The organism is Aliikangiella marina (assembly GCF_007004765.1).
GTDB lineage: Bacteria > Pseudomonadota > Gammaproteobacteria > Enterobacterales > Kangiellaceae > Aliikangiella > Aliikangiella marina.
The window spans coordinates 842,162-857,091 of the sequence record NZ_VIKR01000001.1 but is presented as its reverse complement, the minus strand read 5'-3'; the positions used below and the strand labels follow the sequence as shown (position 1 = coordinate 857,091).

The following is a 14,930-nucleotide window of genomic DNA, read 5'->3' as shown; positions in this document are numbered from 1 at the left end:
TTTGCTTGACGCAACTCATCCGACCAGCTACAGTTTAGGTCAAATACAATTCTCTTATATCAAAAAAGACACTAATAAAGCGGAGCACTGTTTATGCCTCAATATCGCGCACCCACTGAAGACATGCAATTTGTTATGCATGACTGGTTGAATATGACTCAACATTATCAAGAACTCGGCATGGAAGAAGCTGCCGACAAAGAACTAGTCAACGCAATCATTGAAGAATCTGCTAAATTCTCCAGCGAAGTTCTGTCGCCTATCAACTACCCTGGCGACCAAACAGGCTGCAAAATAGAGAACGGCAAAGTCACTACGCCAGAGGGTTTTAAAGAAGCCTACAAGCAGTATTGTGAATCTGGCTGGTCAGCCCTTGCAGAGCCGCAAGAGCTAGGTGGTCAGGGCCTACCCTATTCGTTGTCGTTAGTGACAGCTGAAATGTCGAGCTCTGCTAATACTTCATGGAGTATGTATCCAGGCTTAACTCACGGTGCAATCAGCGCGTTAAAGCATCATGCGACTGACGAACTTAAAGCGGCGTACTTACCTCAACTTGTTTCCGGTGTTTGGACTGGAACCATGTGTTTAACAGAACCTCACTGTGGCTCAGACCTCGGTTTGATCAAAACCAAAGCAGAGCCTGCCGAAGATGGCAGTTATAAAATTACCGGCAGTAAAATATTCATCTCTGCGGGTGAGCACGATATGTCGGATAATATCATTCACTTGGTTCTCGCAAAACTGCCTGACGCGCCAGACGGCACTAAAGGTATTTCATTATTTTTGGTGCCAAAAATCTTGAACACTGAGAACAACACCACTGAAACTGACAATGCCGTTACTTGTAGTGCAATCGAACATAAAATGGGCATTAAAGCTTCAGCGACTTGTGTTATCAATTTTGAAGAGTCGAAGGGCTATTTAATTGGCCAACCGCACAATGGATTAATGTGTATGTTCACAATGATGAACAAAGCGCGACTCGCAACTGGTGTGCAAGGTTATGCTATCGCAGAACTATCTCGTCAAGCATCTCTAGATTACGCCAAAAATCGCCTCCAAATGCGATCCCTCTCAGGTGTTAAGGCTCCGGATAAGCCAGCCGATCCAATCATCGTTCACCCCGATGTAAAACGGATGTTGTTGACCCAGAAAGCGCTCACAGAAGGTTGTCGCGGCTTGGCTTATTATGTGGCAAAACTAGTCGATAAGGTAGAGTACCAAAACGACCTTGAAGCCGGCCGTATTCTCGATTTACTCACCCCCATTTGTAAAGCCTTTATGTCGGAAGCCGGTTTTGAATCAACCAATCACGGCGTTCAAGTTTTGGGTGGTCATGGATATATTGCCGAGTGGGAGCTTGAGCAACAGGTCCGTGACGCAAGAATTACGCTAATTTATGAAGGTACAAATGGTATCCAAGCGTTGGATTTCCTTGGCCGTAAGATTCTTCGCGACCAAGGTAAAGCACTCACGCAATGGTTAACTGAAATTGCCACTGCAGCCCAGCAAGTCGATGAGAGTTTAAAACCGCTCGCCGAAAAAGTTATGTGGTACGCGAAAGAGTGCGGCGAACTTGCACAGGGAATTGGCATGAGCGCGCAAAAGGATATGGATGAAGTGGGCGCCGCCGCCTTTGACTTCTTGATGTATGCAGGCTACCTCACTGTTGGTCATGTCTTATTACAGCAAGCGAACGCCGTTTTAAGCTCACAACAGAGTGACGACTTTAAACAGTCAAAACTGCAGACTACCGCTTTTTACTTCGCAAGAATTTTGCCGAGAGTAAAAACCCATAAAGCACTCATTCAAAGTGGTAATGCAGTACTTGAATGTCGAGAATTCGATCTTGATATTTAACTGGTTTTTTATCAGTCAATAGTATCTGTGCAATTCGAGGGGTGACAATTCTTAGTCTAATAGACCTTTGACTAATGGAATTGTCACCTTTCTTTTTAATGCGATACTGGACCGATCAATTTTATCGAGTAACGTCATCAATTCTGGCAATGCTCGACTGTGGCGACTAAATATAAACTTAACCACTTCCTCTGATAAGTCGATTCCCCGATTAGATGCCCTTGTTTTAAATAACTCGACTTTGTCATTATCGCTCAAACCTTCCAATTTATACACTTCCATTGCTGTTAAGCGTGACTTTAAATCCGCCAACGAAATAGACATGTCTGCCGGTGGTTGATCACTCAAAATGATTAAGCTTCGCCCTTCACTTTTGAGCTCGTTATACAAATTAAATAAAGCAACTTGCCACGCTTCATCATCGATTACGCTGTGAAGGTTATCTATACACACTAAATCCATAAAGCTCATCCCTTCGATGATTGCCGGCGACAATTCTGGGTTGTCCAATGGAAGATAAGCTGCAGTGAGTGCCTGTTGGTCAGCCTGATGACAAAGTGCCTGTGCAAGATGAGTTTTGCCAGTCTGCTCGCTTCCCCAAATAAATATAAATTGCGGATGCTCACCTTTCATGGTGACTAAGCGATTGACCAATAGCCGGTTTGGTTCGGCAAAGAAATTGTCAAATTTCGCCGAATCATCTAATTGAATATTCAGTGGCAATTGGAGCATGCAGAACTACTTATCTTGGGCTGGATCTTGGCTACTTTTTGGTGAACTATGCTTATCCATCAGCTCAGCCTTATGGTCACTAATTGCTTGTTTAAACTTGCCACCCCACACCCAAACATAATGGATCCCACTCGATACGGTTGTGAAGTAAGTCAACAAAACTAAGGTATCGATATATAAGCCAGGAAGTTGTCGATATCCCAAAGAAATTAAATAACTTGAAACCAACAAGATCTGTACAAAGGTATTAAATTTAGACAAATAACTCGGTTGCATTTCAAATGGACCGAGTCTGTAGTGATAATAATAACCACCCAAAACGATTGAAATATCGCGAGCAAATACCACCGTCAACAAAAGCCAACTAATGACACCGTTGTATGTCAAAATTGCCATCGTCAGAACCAGCAACGCTTTATCAGCTAATGGATCTAAAATTGCGCCGAAGCGACTTACCCAAGAAAAATGTTTCGCTAAAAATCCGTCTAAGGCATCAGATGCACCAGCAACTACGAAGATAATTAACGCCGTTGTATATTCTTCGTGAACTAACAAATAAGATAGTGGAACCAGTAAGATAATTCTGATGATAGTAATTAAGTTTGGCAGAAAACTTAAATTCATTCAGTCCACCGGTAATATAGAACGACATCTTGAATGCCTTCCATTTCCGTTAGCGCTTCGGTATTTTCGTTTTGACTAACTGGGGCAACTACTTCTCCCTCGCCAGTTTGAGCAAGATTAGGAGAAGTTAACTCACTCACTGGAATGTCAAAACCTGAACTTCCTTCAATCATTTGATCGCCATCAGTTGCGACTGGTGGATTAATCGGTTTAGCAAAAGGATCAATTTCTGGTGCAACCTCGACGATCATTTTTCTGCCAAGTTTGATACCATCTTTAACACTTTGAACGTCGCCAAGCAGTGTTGCCGAAAATCGAATGATATTGGCAGAAATCTTGTTCACTTCAATTTTTCGAATAGAAGATAAACCTTGAAGATAGTCTTGGACGCTTTTAAAACTTGCAAAGTTGTTGACTCCCGACACTTGGATAGCTATTTGACGACTCGCGAGGGCTTCCACGACACAGTAGCGTTGACATAATAATTCAGCAACCCGATCGGTTAAGGTTTCAGTGAGCAGCTCGGGCGATTCTACGTCAAACTCTAAAAACTGTTCCTCACCCTGATTAATATAAGATAGTTTTGCTTGCCAAACTTCGCCAATTTTAGCGAGACGACCGGCTACGACCGAATCAGCGCCATAACGGCTACTTGCGTTCACCACGGTATTGTTAAATCGTCCCCACACATCACTGATAGTCACATTCAACTCGTCTTCTAAATCCATTAGTGGAAATATAATCGGGATTCCGCGTCGCTTTGCATCGACTTTCAGCAAACCAGAAATGGGATTCTCTGCATCGTCTTTTAAAATTTGACGATTAAAATTCTCCTCTGCCGCTAACCACATAATGGTCACTGGTCTATTACTCCCCCAGATAGGCATACCGGCTTCTTGAATGAGCTCTTCCACGAGACGTGGTTCAAAGTCGAGTTTTAAGACGTAAGGAAACTCAGTTTCTGGTTCGGGATTTGGAAGGTATTGAAACCGCTGGACGTAAGCCTTAACTTTGCGATAAGCCTGACGGGATTCCTCTGTGGTTAAAATTTGCCGGCTGCCACTCTTTCTAATCAGCACGACCTTAAATCCCTCAAGCATTGCACCCCATTGATTTTTATTGGATTGATCCGCAACTGGGACTTCAACTTGATAAAGCCCTTCAACTTCTACCGCTATAACAGAAGATATCGACGTTGCAACAAACAGCAAACCTATTAAAAATATTCTAGCCAATGGCGTTTCCATAAGATTAATCTTGAATTTCGCTGCCAATGATAATCGAACTGGCGCTTGGAACCAAGTTGTAGTGAATGTGGTTAAAAAAACATCAAACCCAGAAATGTCTGAGACACGCTTACTGACATCGTCGAACGCGCAGTGAGTCGCCTATTTATCCTGTCAAACCTGACAATCAATTATGAATTGTCTCTTACAACTGCCCGCTAGGATTGACTTCATAGGCTTTCACTCATGCCCGGTTATTCTGAATTAATCCAACGGATCTTGAGTGTTTTCCCGCTAACCCAGATAAACGAGCTCATAACTCGTCTCAACTTACTGGTACTTTCTTAATTTCAGACAAAAGCTGACCTTTTCAGTTCAGTTATTCTACCGCTTGCATGTCCGTCGACAAAAATAACTTTCCGTTTTTATCGACCACAATGGCTGATACGCCATCGAGAGAATTAATCAATGCCATACCATCCTTAACCCCCATAACAAAAACGCTGGTGGATAGCGCGTCAGCGGTTATTGAGTCGTTGGCAAGAATTGTTGCGCTGCGGATTTCGCGCGCGCTGTCGCCAGTCTGCGGATCGATGATGTGATGGTAGCGCACACCATTTTCCTCAAAAAAACGCTCGTAGTCCCCTGAGGTGGACAGTGCGACATCTTCTAAAGGCAGATTAGTCAACAATTTACTTTCATCTCGCGGATGTCTGATACCGATGTACCACAAGCGGTCATTTTTTCGACCGATTAGCCGGCTATCTCCGCCCGCATTGACATAAGCGTTTTTAATTCCGGCTTGTTGCAAAATTTTTATGCAATTATCAACAGCGAGTCCTTTTGCAATGCCGCCTAAGTCTATTTTGACCCGTTTATCCAAAAACTCAACGCTTTTATCTTGCGGTGTCAGTTTAATCTTTTTGTAGTTGATGGCATCTTTGAGCTGTTCGATTTGCCGCTCACTCGGCTTTTGATTGTTACGATAATCGTAGAGAAAACCAACGCTGGAGTAACTAATATCGAAAGAACCTTGGGTCATTGCCGATATTCGATTAGACAAAGCCAGGATCTGATACATCTCATTGGATATTTTTAAAGGCCCCTTGGCTGCTTCACGATTGATCAGGCTGAGCTCACTGGTTGCTTTGTAAGGGCTCATCTGTTGATCGATCCGATTCATCTCAGCAACGACTGCTTGAATTAATGCCTTAGCTTGTTCGGGATCGTTAGACTCTAGCTCAACTCGTGCTGCGGTTCCCATAACATTGAAGTCATGTGAGTGCCATTGCGCTTGCACGCAATTCATAAATGGCAAACAGACAAACCACATTAGAGTGAAAATCACTTTTTTCATACCAGAGAAAACCAATTTACTGAAAAGTCGAAGGGTTATAATAAAAATACGCGAGTTCTATGTCCATAAAACTCGCGCATTTGCAGAAGTTGTAGTGAGATTTTATTACGCTTAACTCGGGAAGAAGTTAATCAAATAGGTTCCTTCCCAAACCGCCACATCTAACGCACCGAAATTAATTCGCTTGATTCGAGCAATAAGACGTTTCTCAAGTGCAGGATTATTTAATTCAGTTGAATCAATTGAGCACTGAGTTACCTTGCCGCTTGGATCGATAGTTAATCTGAAATTAACACGTCCTTGAAGACTTGGATCTTTACGAAGCGCTCTCTGATAAAGAGTAAAAATGGCACCTTTGTGACTTTCAAATGCGAGATTGATGTTTTCAGAACTTCGCTTAAGCGAACCACTTTTGGTAACTCGTTTGGTATTTTCGAGCGCATCATCAATTTCACTTTCAACATTGGTCGTATTTTGACCCGCTAGCGAGCCCGTACCGCTAGAGCGGCTCGCTGTAGCTACTTGAATACCACCACTACCAGAAGTGGCCTTCTTAGTGATCAACGAGCGCGTGACGGTTTGCGCTTGACCCGCATCATTCGAGAGGCTTTGGTTTTTGCGCAGGTCCTGCATATCATCAGGGTCTCTTAAATCGGCTAAAGCATCGAATACTGCAATATGTTTTTTAGCGACTTCTTTCGCCGTCTCTTTTTTCGGCTCTGGCTTTGGCTCAGGCTCTTTTGGTTTTTCTTCCTCAGCTTTTTCCGGTTCAGGCTCAGGTTCCGGCTCTTCTTCTATCACTTCAGGAGGTGGAGGTGGCTTAACTTCTCGTTTTTGCTCAAGCACCATTTTGACTAACCGCGGCGGAATACTGGTTGCGCGATTCCGATCAGGCTTTTCGACCTCAAGAAACGGAATAATAATGCTGAGTATCAAACTCGCAACCAACAAGGCTACGAGGATTCGATAATACCGAGAGGTTTCTTCCTGATCCTTTTCCCAAGGCAGTATTGGGTTAACAACAGATCTTAATAAATAACTCGCCATATGCTCGTTTACCCTGCCCCGTCTTCATTCTTGTTACCGCGCTTCATAACGGCCATCGAAATGTTGGTGTAGTTGGCTTCACTCAACGTCGCCAAAATCTTGCGTAATAACTTGTAGGGAATTTGTTTGTCTCCCATAACGGTTACATCAAGACCTTCCTCTTCAGATACCTGCTGCCAGCTATTGCGGGCTTGTATTGCCATTTCTTGGAGCAATTCAGGAATCACATTTTCCTCAGAAGCTAAAACACGATTCACATTTGCAATGACTCGTCCTTGAACCAATATTTGATCATTGTTCACTAGCACGATGACCGTTTCTTTTGGTAATTGTTGCGCCGTAGACTCCGGTAATTTTACCGCTTTACTACTCGGTAACTGCTGAACATTGGATGAATTAACCAATAAAAAGAAAACTAGGATAGTAAAGATATCCATCAGCGATACCAGATTTAATCCACCGGTACCAAATCGCTTATGGTGTCTTTCCATCCTGACAGAGCGATACGACTTTTTCATTATTGATTCGCTCCAGGACTATTGGTTGCTTGATTATCTTCAGGCGGCGCATCACCCATCGAAATATTTGGGAAAAGTTCACCTTGAATTACATTACCTTGTTCGTCGAGTTCCCGTTCTTCACGTTCGATTAGACGAACTGCATCCATCGTTTGAATTAAGGTGTCGTATTCAGTTTCCATTTCCATTAGTAACGTCACGCCGGTATCGGTGTTGAACTCTGGGTGCGCTTTCACCTGCTGCAGAAACGCATTCAATTCTTTGTAATCGTAACCTTCTTCATTATTTGGGATTCGCTTGAGTAAGCCTGAATTACGCTCCAAAACATCAAATTTATCTTTTCTGATGACAACTTCGAGCGCTTTGGGTGGATCTTCTTCTGCCGGTAACGCATCACTTGTGCCCGTCGGCAAGTTCAAATTAAGAATTGATACTTGCGAAAAAACAGCAGTAATCAGTAGAAACGGAACAAGAACCACCATCAAATTCATGAACGCGGTGATATTTAATTCCGCATTCATTTCTTTGGTTCTTTTCGATTTTCGTCGCAACATTAAGACACCTGTATGAGCTAGTTAAACAAATGAGTGTTTAAGGCTTACGCTTAAACTTTCTTTGTTGTTGCTCTAGCCGCAGCTTCTGCTGGACGCGCATCGCGAATGAGATTCACAAATTTAACTGAAGCCATCTCTATGCTATCGACAATCTCAGTCGTTTTAGTTTGTAAAAAGGTAAATGCTAACAGCAGTGGAATTGCCGCCATTAGGCCAAAAGCGGTTGTATTCATCGCAATCGAAATACTGGCAGAAAGAATATTCGCTTTTTCTGCTGGATCAACATTCGCAACCGCTGTAAATGCCTTGATCAAACCAAGGATTGTTCCCAAAAGACCTAGTAGCGTTGCGATATTAGCAAAGGTTGCCAGGTAAGGCGTACGCTTTTCCAAACGAGGAAGGATTTCCATCAAACCTTCTTCCATCGCCATCTCTAGGTCATCGTGCCGACGACCTTTACCCACTTTGGATAAACCATATGCCAAGATACGGCCAACCGCAGATTTAGAGTTAGTGGCAATTTCCATCGCTTGGCGGAAATTACCTTGGTTTAAAATCGGTAAAAGGCGCTTCCACGCAGATTGGTTTTTCGCCTTCATCATGTTTAGGTAAATTAACCTTTCGATTGCGATTGCTACACCAAAGATAAATACAAACAAAATGGGGTACATGAATGCCCCGCCATCCTGAAAAAAGCTCACTATCGTGGCGTACATGCCAGGATCCGCTTGTTCCGATGCAGTGTTTAGCAGTTGATTAGCGTTGGCAGCTTGTTCTTGAGCCATGTTAGTCCCCTAAAGGCAGTTAATTAATAATAAAATTACGTAAAAAAACAAAAATAACAGATATCTGTTAACAAACAAGTATAGACATTATTTTATGATAAAAAAGTGGCAATGGTTCACATTTGCTATGGTTGGCCTTGCGTTGCTTTTTTATTCTTATTATCCAGCGATTTAGCACTCGTCAATTGGTAATAAAAGTTCACTTGCTTTGTAAAAACCTCGGGATCAACCGGCTCATAAATTTCGTCGACGAGTCTCGATATCTCGGGCGGCGAAACCTGGCCAGAGTTGGGTTTCCAAGGGATGATATAAAGTACATTGGGCAAATCTTTAGTGCCGGATACGTTCATTCCGAGTACGGTTTCTTCGATTTCTTGGGCTTTTACGGTGTTAACCGACAAGCCAAGCGTCAGCATCCCAGCTAAACCTGTTAAACCTATTAGTGTTTTAGCATACTTCATAACCGTTCACCTTTCCGACTATTCACCTGTTGACCAATCAACTACCGCTCAATCACCTGCCGATCATTCACTGATTGATCACTCACCATTTAACCACACAGCACTAGCAATTTACCCACTTAAATTAGTTGCCTTGCGGGATCCGCCGCTTCAAATCGATCACCCATCCACTGACCTTCTTATCCTCAGACTGGATTAACTCTAAGTAATACTGATAATGCTTTAAAGCCAACGCTAAATCATATTGATAAATATCAGCCAAAATCCCCAAATTTAGATGGGTTTGAGCGTGTCTTGGATAGGCTTCTAGCGATGCAAGGTAAGCGGTTTTAGCTTCCTCAAATTTACCCATCTCTCTAAGTATCACGCCTTTCAAGTTTTGCGCATAATAATTCTTTGGATTGACAAATACACTACTTTCAACCGCTTCAAGGGCTTTTTCATATTGTTTTTCTTGTAAGTAGATTCGTGCAATTCGATAACTCGGTCCTGACTCTTGCGGAAACGCTTGTTGCGTTTGCTTTAGCTTGTTTATAGCGCCTTCAATATTCTTGGCAGCGAACAAGCTTTTCGCTTCATCGTAGGCTTTGATTAACTCTAATGGTAAATCGACTTTCATCGGATCTTCGACCATTGGAAGTGAGCTGACGGTTTGTCCAGGCTGCCCCCCATCTTGCGCGACGGCTGTTGGATCAGTTTGCTCTTGGTCGGCTTCAATAGGTTCAGGTAGTGACTGTTTATCGACACTGGCACACCCCACCGTGATCAAAGTCCCTATCACGAGCAAATTAAGTTTAAGAGTTTTATTAAGCTTAGGAAGCGTCATAGGATCAGAAAACCACTTCATCGAAAGCCTCCAACATTTCTGATTTGTCGTATTGCGCAGGCTTCAATCTTCTAAGGGAATCTATGCTTGAGCGAACAGAGTCGTCATAAATATTATCTGCGGTGCGCTGCGCATTAATCTCATAGAAGCTAATGGCTTTGTCCTCAAAAGGTAGTGCTTGATCTTCGAGTAAGAAGCCATATTCCTCCAACTCGTCCTCACTTAAACCTTTCGGTCTTTGAGAGTTCATTAAGTCGTCTGACAAAATCTGATAAATTTCACCGACTTTATGAGTACTCGCGGTAGTGTATTTAGCCACCTCATACTTGGCCACTGCATTAAATGCATCTAAGGCTTTTTTCATTGCAGCTCGTTTCTTCTTTAAACTTGAGGCTAGCGGCAGCTTTAATTTGATACGTTTAAATTGATAGTAAAGCGGCTCGCTGAGAATAAACTTTGATTCAGCGGCCATATATGCAGTCCTAGCGTTATTTTCAGTTTTGTTGGTATCGTAAAACTGAATGATTTTTTGACGCCAAAAATTAGCCTTGGTGACATCTTCTTGCTCAATGTACAAATTGACCAACTTATAACGTCCTTCTTGCGACAATAGATAAGGCGCAGGATAGGTCCACACGTAATTTTTATAACTGGCAATCGCTTGCGTTTTGTTACCCGCTTTTTCGTATAGTTCAGCGACTCGCCAAATCCCCTCTCGCTTTAACTCTGGATCGGCTTGGGCATCAGAGAGATTCTGGTACTCGGCAGCTGCCTTATTCCAGTTTTCTTGCTTTTCGTAAATTAATGCCAACCGTTCCGGTATCGTCTTGGTTAATGGATTTTTAGGATGGGAACGACGGAAAGATTCAAATAGATTAGCAGCATCCGACCACTTTTCTGTTTGTAGCAAGATGACGGCAGCATCAAAATGCGCGTTAACAGCAACCGTTGAATTAGGCTCTAATGCTTTTACTTTTAAAAACAAGCTCACGGCTAATTCATTATTATTTTCCGTTTTAGCTTTCTCAGCGAGTTTGTAAACTGACTCTACCCGTCGCTGTCTAAAGTCTTTACGCTGTTGACTGGTTAGGTTTACATTTTTAAGCAAGTCGGTAATAGCGACTTCCGCTTCGGCATAACGCTTAAGATCGAAAAGACCATTCGCAATAATAATCCGTGCCCGGTCAGCTTGTTTTTTGGTCGGCACAGCAGGCAGAACTAATAACTGGTTACTCGCATCAATCGCACCTTGAACATTATTAATGGTTAGCTGTTGTTCTGCGACACGCGATAAAATTTCTGGTGCTTTGGCATCACTTGGGAAGGTTTCACTAAACTTTAAACCACTTTGGATTGAAGGCAATAATTTTTCTAGCTGAGTTGCCGAAGCTGGGTACTCGAGACCTTGATAAGATAAAAGTGCTTTGTATCCCGCATCTCTTGCATATTTACTCATCGGGTTTTTATACGCAACATGCTCAAATTCTTTTGCAGCATCGCCTAGAGCTCCCCCGTCAAATAATGCTTCTGCGAGTGCATAACGATACTCAGAATCGATGCTCGGGTCATCAAATGTCGCAAGAATCTCCCGATACCATTTAGCAGCGACTAAATAATCAGCTGACTTTTTAGATTTCTGTGCTTTTGCATGATAAAACTTCGAAATATCGTTTAAATGTAAGCGCAACGGTTTTTTCAAATCATCAATTACTTTACCCGAGTACTTTTGCCAAAAGGCACTGTTGCGGCCATAGTTAACAACAAAAGACTCTTTAGCGGGTAATATCAGACTTGGAAAGCCACCTTTTCGATAAACATCAATCATCCGAGTGTGAAAATCTGGTGCAGCTAAATTAACGGGATTGCGATCGATAAACCCTTTAAATGTGTCGGCAGCGTCTTGGAATCTTTCCTGCTCAATGTAAAGCTCGGCGAGTGCTAAATAAATTTGATCTTCAAAAGGCTGCCTACCGAAAGTCTCAAAGTATTTTTGTATTGAAAGAGCGCCTTCTTCATTATAAAAAGATAAACTAATTACGCGACGCGTATCGAGAATTAAATCCTCGAGCAATTTATTGGTTGTTTCACCACCTGCTTTTTGCGCAAGCAATCTCTCATACAATTTGAAAAAATCTTGCTCGGCTTCTAAGAATAAACTTTGTTTAAAGAAAGACCAGCCTCGCTTGTAGAGCGCTTTGTCATAGAATTCAGTATTGGTTCCTTTGCTAATAACCTCTGCATAGGCATTTTGCGCAACTCGATATTCTCGACGCGCAAAATACGCTTCACCTCGTCTGAATTGGCTTTCAATGTAGGAAAGTGATTCATCATGTCTTACCGCAATTTGATCCAGAATAGCTAATGAAGATTCTGGATCACTATTCATCGAATGTGCCCTAGCTAATTGATACTTAACTTCGTCACCGGCTTTGTATTCAGGAAACTCTGTTAACAATGTTTGATAAAGCGCAATTGCCTTACCAAATGAAGCTTCATTAACGGCCTTACTGAAGCTAGCTTGTTGTTCGTCAGAAACCCCAATTTTTGTTTCCGCCAGGCGCATTGTTAGATCAGCCAGTCGGTGTAGCGCTTCTTTACGAATTTCGGGATTACCTCGAGTAAGTAATCGTTCATAACTCGCGATAACAATTTCTGGGTCAATCGACTCAATAGTCGAGGTCTCGACTTCAACCGTTTTTTGATCTACAAAACTTACTCTTGGTTCTTGATCTTCCGGTTTCAATTCATCAAATGGGATTATACTCTTTAGGCTTGCACATGAACTCAAAATCACCACAAGTGAAAGCGCCAAGAATCCGCGCCCTGTCATCGACGCCGTTTTCAACGGTTTTATAGACTGAATTAAACGACTATTCATTTAATCCAGCTCCGGTATTTTGATTGCTTTTTCATGAAGTCGTGCGATAGATAAGTCTGATTGCAATAAGTATTGATTTAATGCAGCTTTGCGTTGTAATAAGACATTAACAATCTGCGATTTTAAATCAGTCGCTTGAGCGTCAATTTGTTCTTTGATTTTTTCACGTAAACCGACGAGTTGACCAGTGGCACCATCCACTTGTTCTTGATATCCCATAAAGCGTGTTTGCGCTTTTTGTCTTGCATTAGCTAAAGAAATTTTTCTCGCTTCCATCTCTGAAAGTACCCGGCGAATATCTCGAGCAATTTTTTCTAGTTGCCAGATTTTGGCTACTTTGCCTTCTTCCATTTGCCACTGCAAAATTCCTCTTGCTCGCTTAGCCATGACCACTTGGCCTGGCGATAGCATATCCTCAGGGATCCGCTCTAGCTTCTCGAACAACCCGCTGATTCGCTTATGTAATTTTAATTGTTCTTTGGTGGCTATGAGATGCATCTTTTCATTATTTTTTAATGCTTTGATGTCTTCGTCGAACACTGCTAACTGAGACTGGAACTTTTCAAAAGCGCCTTCAGCGAGGTATTGATCAATCACAGGAATACGTTCAGCAAAACGCAATTCGTTAGTGGTTAAGATATCGCTAAAAGTAGGCAGCGCCTCTTCCCAACGGTCTAAAATCTGGGCGAGTTTTCCGAGCTTTTGGTAACTTCTAAATCCTTCATTAAACTGATGCTGCGATACAAGTTCATATAAGTAATAATCGTACTTATCACCGAACAGTTTGGAGTCTTGAATTCCGCTTTCGTCTGCGATAGATGCAAATTGATTTGTCACAATGTTGTTAACGAACCGCTCCAGCAAGTCTCCCTCCTGGATCTGCGTCATCAAGTCATCGATCAATTCAATTTGATTTTGAAAGACATTTGATGCATCGACATATTTTTCTAGCGACAACTGCATCGAATTGAGCCTTTGATAAGCAAAAGGAACCGCTAAATAGGCTTCTTGAACTGCAACATCGCGAATATCTCCTTTTGCTAATTCAGTCCAATGTGATAAAGCTCGATTGTAGTTTCCATCTTCGCCATAACTCCATCCGACACCCAACATGGCTTTGTTAGCTTGAGGCGATTCAAGTCGAACTTTAAATAAGTATTCGCGCGCCTTTTCAAACTCTTTTTGCGACAAATGATAATAGCCTAGCGCTACATGGGCTTTATCTTGCAAACTTTTTACGACTTTATCTTCAGTAAATTCAGGGTGAATTGTCGTCAATAATGGCGCTGCTTGTTGAACCTTTTGTTCTCTTAACCAGAGAATTCCTAAGTTGTATTGGCTTATCGCTGAGAGCTTTGAGTCAGTTGATATTTGTTGCAGCCAAGCACGCGCTTGCTCTTTTTTATCAGCATAAATAGCAATGTTACTCAACATGATTAAAGCATCGTCTTTTAAATCTGAGTCGAGAGCGTTTAATATTCTACTTAATCTAAACTCAGCCTTAGCAAAATCGCTTTGTCGATAGTGGAGCTTACCTAAATAGAATTCAATTCTTGAAAGCAGCCCAGATTGCAACTCTTCTTCAGTCAGCAAATCATTAAAAATTTCCTGAGCGTGAGACAACATCCCCAAATCCAAGTATATAACGCCAGAAAGTAACCGAGCGCTTTGACTATGGTTGGGTAACAAATCTCTTTTTTGGGCTACTAAGATACCATTTAAGGCATCGATTGTTTCACCACGATAGTAGTCGAACAGAATACCACCATATGCGAGATCTTCTAATTTAACTGGTTTCTTGAGATCTTCTTTTGCTTGCTCTGCCCGCTCTTTCGCTTCTTCAATTTCTTCTTCTGAAAGCGCTACAGTTTGCTCATTGTTGTCCGCCGGTGCTTCTATTTCGGCAGGCTTATCTTGATCGGTTTGCTGAACGTCTTGAACAGATACGGATTGTTCTGCAGCATGAGTTGCATCGGATGACAAGGCTAAAACCAAACCAAGACATCCGATGGTGAATGCTTTCTGCAATCTAGAAAGTGTAAAGCCGAGCGAACTCATCTGC

The 14,930-nt window shown here is 42.3% G+C and carries 13 protein-coding genes; 1 reads left to right on the top strand and 12 read right to left on the bottom strand.

Translation table 11 applies throughout. The features are described from left to right. Nucleotides 1-93 precede the first annotated feature (93 nt). Nucleotides 94-1,860 (top strand): acyl-CoA dehydrogenase C-terminal domain-containing protein, encoded by a 1,767-nt coding sequence (locus FLL45_RS03800; RefSeq protein WP_142888446.1) that lies wholly within the window; start codon nt 94-96, stop codon nt 1,858-1,860. A gap of 51 nt (nt 1,861-1,911) precedes the next feature. On the opposite strand, the gene hda is transcribed toward FLL45_RS03800, so the two are convergent. The 12 genes from hda to FLL45_RS03740 form a co-directional block, all read right to left on the bottom strand. Next, nucleotides 1,912-2,592, bottom strand: coding sequence for a DnaA regulatory inactivator Hda (hda, locus tag FLL45_RS03795; protein WP_142888445.1), 681 nt, complete (start codon nt 2,590-2,592; stop codon nt 1,912-1,914). 6 nt (nt 2,593-2,598) lie between these two features. Beyond that, a complete protein-coding gene (locus FLL45_RS03790) occupies nt 2,599-3,216 on the bottom strand; it encodes a CDP-alcohol phosphatidyltransferase family protein (RefSeq protein WP_142888444.1) in 618 nt (205 codons plus the stop codon). Then, nucleotides 3,213-4,451, bottom strand: coding sequence for a DUF2066 domain-containing protein (locus tag FLL45_RS03785; RefSeq protein ID WP_185964310.1), 1,239 nt, complete (start codon nt 4,449-4,451; stop codon nt 3,213-3,215). The genes FLL45_RS03790 and FLL45_RS03785 overlap by 4 nt, the downstream gene beginning before the upstream one ends. A gap of 370 nt (nt 4,452-4,821) precedes the next feature. Further along, complete coding sequence (locus FLL45_RS03780; RefSeq protein ID WP_210247102.1) at nt 4,822-5,799, bottom strand: FAD:protein FMN transferase; 978 nt, start codon at nt 5,797-5,799, stop codon at nt 4,822-4,824. A gap of 111 nt (nt 5,800-5,910) precedes the next feature. Next, on the bottom strand, nt 5,911-6,846 hold the full coding sequence (locus FLL45_RS03775) for an AgmX/PglI C-terminal domain-containing protein (protein ID WP_142888442.1): 936 nt from the start codon (nt 6,844-6,846) through the stop codon (nt 5,911-5,913). 8 nt (nt 6,847-6,854) lie between these two features. Further along, a complete protein-coding gene (locus FLL45_RS03770; protein ID WP_142888441.1) occupies nt 6,855-7,364 on the bottom strand; it encodes an ExbD/TolR family protein in 510 nt (169 codons plus the stop codon). Then, nucleotides 7,364-7,918 (bottom strand): ExbD/TolR family protein, encoded by a 555-nt coding sequence (locus FLL45_RS03765; RefSeq protein ID WP_142888440.1) that lies wholly within the window; start codon nt 7,916-7,918, stop codon nt 7,364-7,366. The genes FLL45_RS03770 and FLL45_RS03765 overlap by 1 nt, the downstream gene beginning before the upstream one ends. Before the next feature lie 50 nt (nt 7,919-7,968). Further along, nucleotides 7,969-8,703 carry a MotA/TolQ/ExbB proton channel family protein gene (locus FLL45_RS03760; protein ID WP_246075749.1) on the bottom strand — a complete coding sequence of 245 codons (735 nt, stop codon included), beginning with the start codon at nt 8,701-8,703 and terminating at the stop codon, nt 7,969-7,971. 125 nt (nt 8,704-8,828) lie between these two features. Next, nucleotides 8,829-9,164 carry a hypothetical protein gene (locus FLL45_RS03755; RefSeq protein ID WP_142888439.1) on the bottom strand — a complete coding sequence of 112 codons (336 nt, stop codon included), beginning with the start codon at nt 9,162-9,164 and terminating at the stop codon, nt 8,829-8,831. A 124-nt stretch (nt 9,165-9,288) separates the two neighbouring features. Further along, nucleotides 9,289-10,011: a tetratricopeptide repeat protein gene (locus FLL45_RS03750; RefSeq protein WP_142888438.1), complete on the bottom strand. Its 723-nt coding sequence runs from the start codon at nt 10,009-10,011 to the stop codon at nt 9,289-9,291. Next, entirely contained in the window at nt 9,995-12,868 is a 2,874-nt protein-coding gene (locus tag FLL45_RS03745) for a tetratricopeptide repeat protein (RefSeq protein ID WP_142888437.1), read from the bottom strand. Before FLL45_RS03745 ends, FLL45_RS03750 begins: the two co-directional genes overlap by 17 nt. Next, complete coding sequence (locus FLL45_RS03740; RefSeq protein WP_142888436.1) at nt 12,869-14,926, bottom strand: tetratricopeptide repeat protein; 2,058 nt, start codon at nt 14,924-14,926, stop codon at nt 12,869-12,871. Between the last annotated feature and the right edge of the window lie 4 nt (nt 14,927-14,930).

Coding starts and splice junctions, on each gene's coding strand:
- hda (WP_142888445.1), bottom strand. CDS start 2,592: ATGCTCCAATTGCCACTGAATATTCAATTAGATGATTCGGCGAAATTT.
- FLL45_RS03750 (WP_142888438.1), bottom strand. CDS start 10,011: ATGAAGTGGTTTTCTGATCCTATGACGCTTCCTAAGCTTAATAAAACT.
- FLL45_RS03745 (WP_142888437.1), bottom strand. CDS start 12,868: ATGAATAGTCGTTTAATTCAGTCTATAAAACCGTTGAAAACGGCGTCG.
- FLL45_RS03790 (WP_142888444.1), bottom strand. CDS start 3,216: ATGAATTTAAGTTTTCTGCCAAACTTAATTACTATCATCAGAATTATC.
- FLL45_RS03755 (WP_142888439.1), bottom strand. CDS start 9,164: ATGAAGTATGCTAAAACACTAATAGGTTTAACAGGTTTAGCTGGGATG.
- FLL45_RS03765 (WP_142888440.1), bottom strand. CDS start 7,918: ATGTTGCGACGAAAATCGAAAAGAACCAAAGAAATGAATGCGGAATTA.
- FLL45_RS03780 (WP_210247102.1), bottom strand. CDS start 5,799: ATGAAAAAAGTGATTTTCACTCTAATGTGGTTTGTCTGTTTGCCATTT.
- FLL45_RS03740 (WP_142888436.1), bottom strand. CDS start 14,926: ATGAGTTCGCTCGGCTTTACACTTTCTAGATTGCAGAAAGCATTCACC.
- FLL45_RS03760 (WP_246075749.1), bottom strand. CDS start 8,703: ATGGCTCAAGAACAAGCTGCCAACGCTAATCAACTGCTAAACACTGCA.
- FLL45_RS03775 (WP_142888442.1), bottom strand. CDS start 6,846: ATGGCGAGTTATTTATTAAGATCTGTTGTTAACCCAATACTGCCTTGG.
- FLL45_RS03770 (WP_142888441.1), bottom strand. CDS start 7,364: ATGAAAAAGTCGTATCGCTCTGTCAGGATGGAAAGACACCATAAGCGA.
- FLL45_RS03800 (WP_142888446.1), top strand. CDS start 94: ATGCCTCAATATCGCGCACCCACTGAAGACATGCAATTTGTTATGCAT.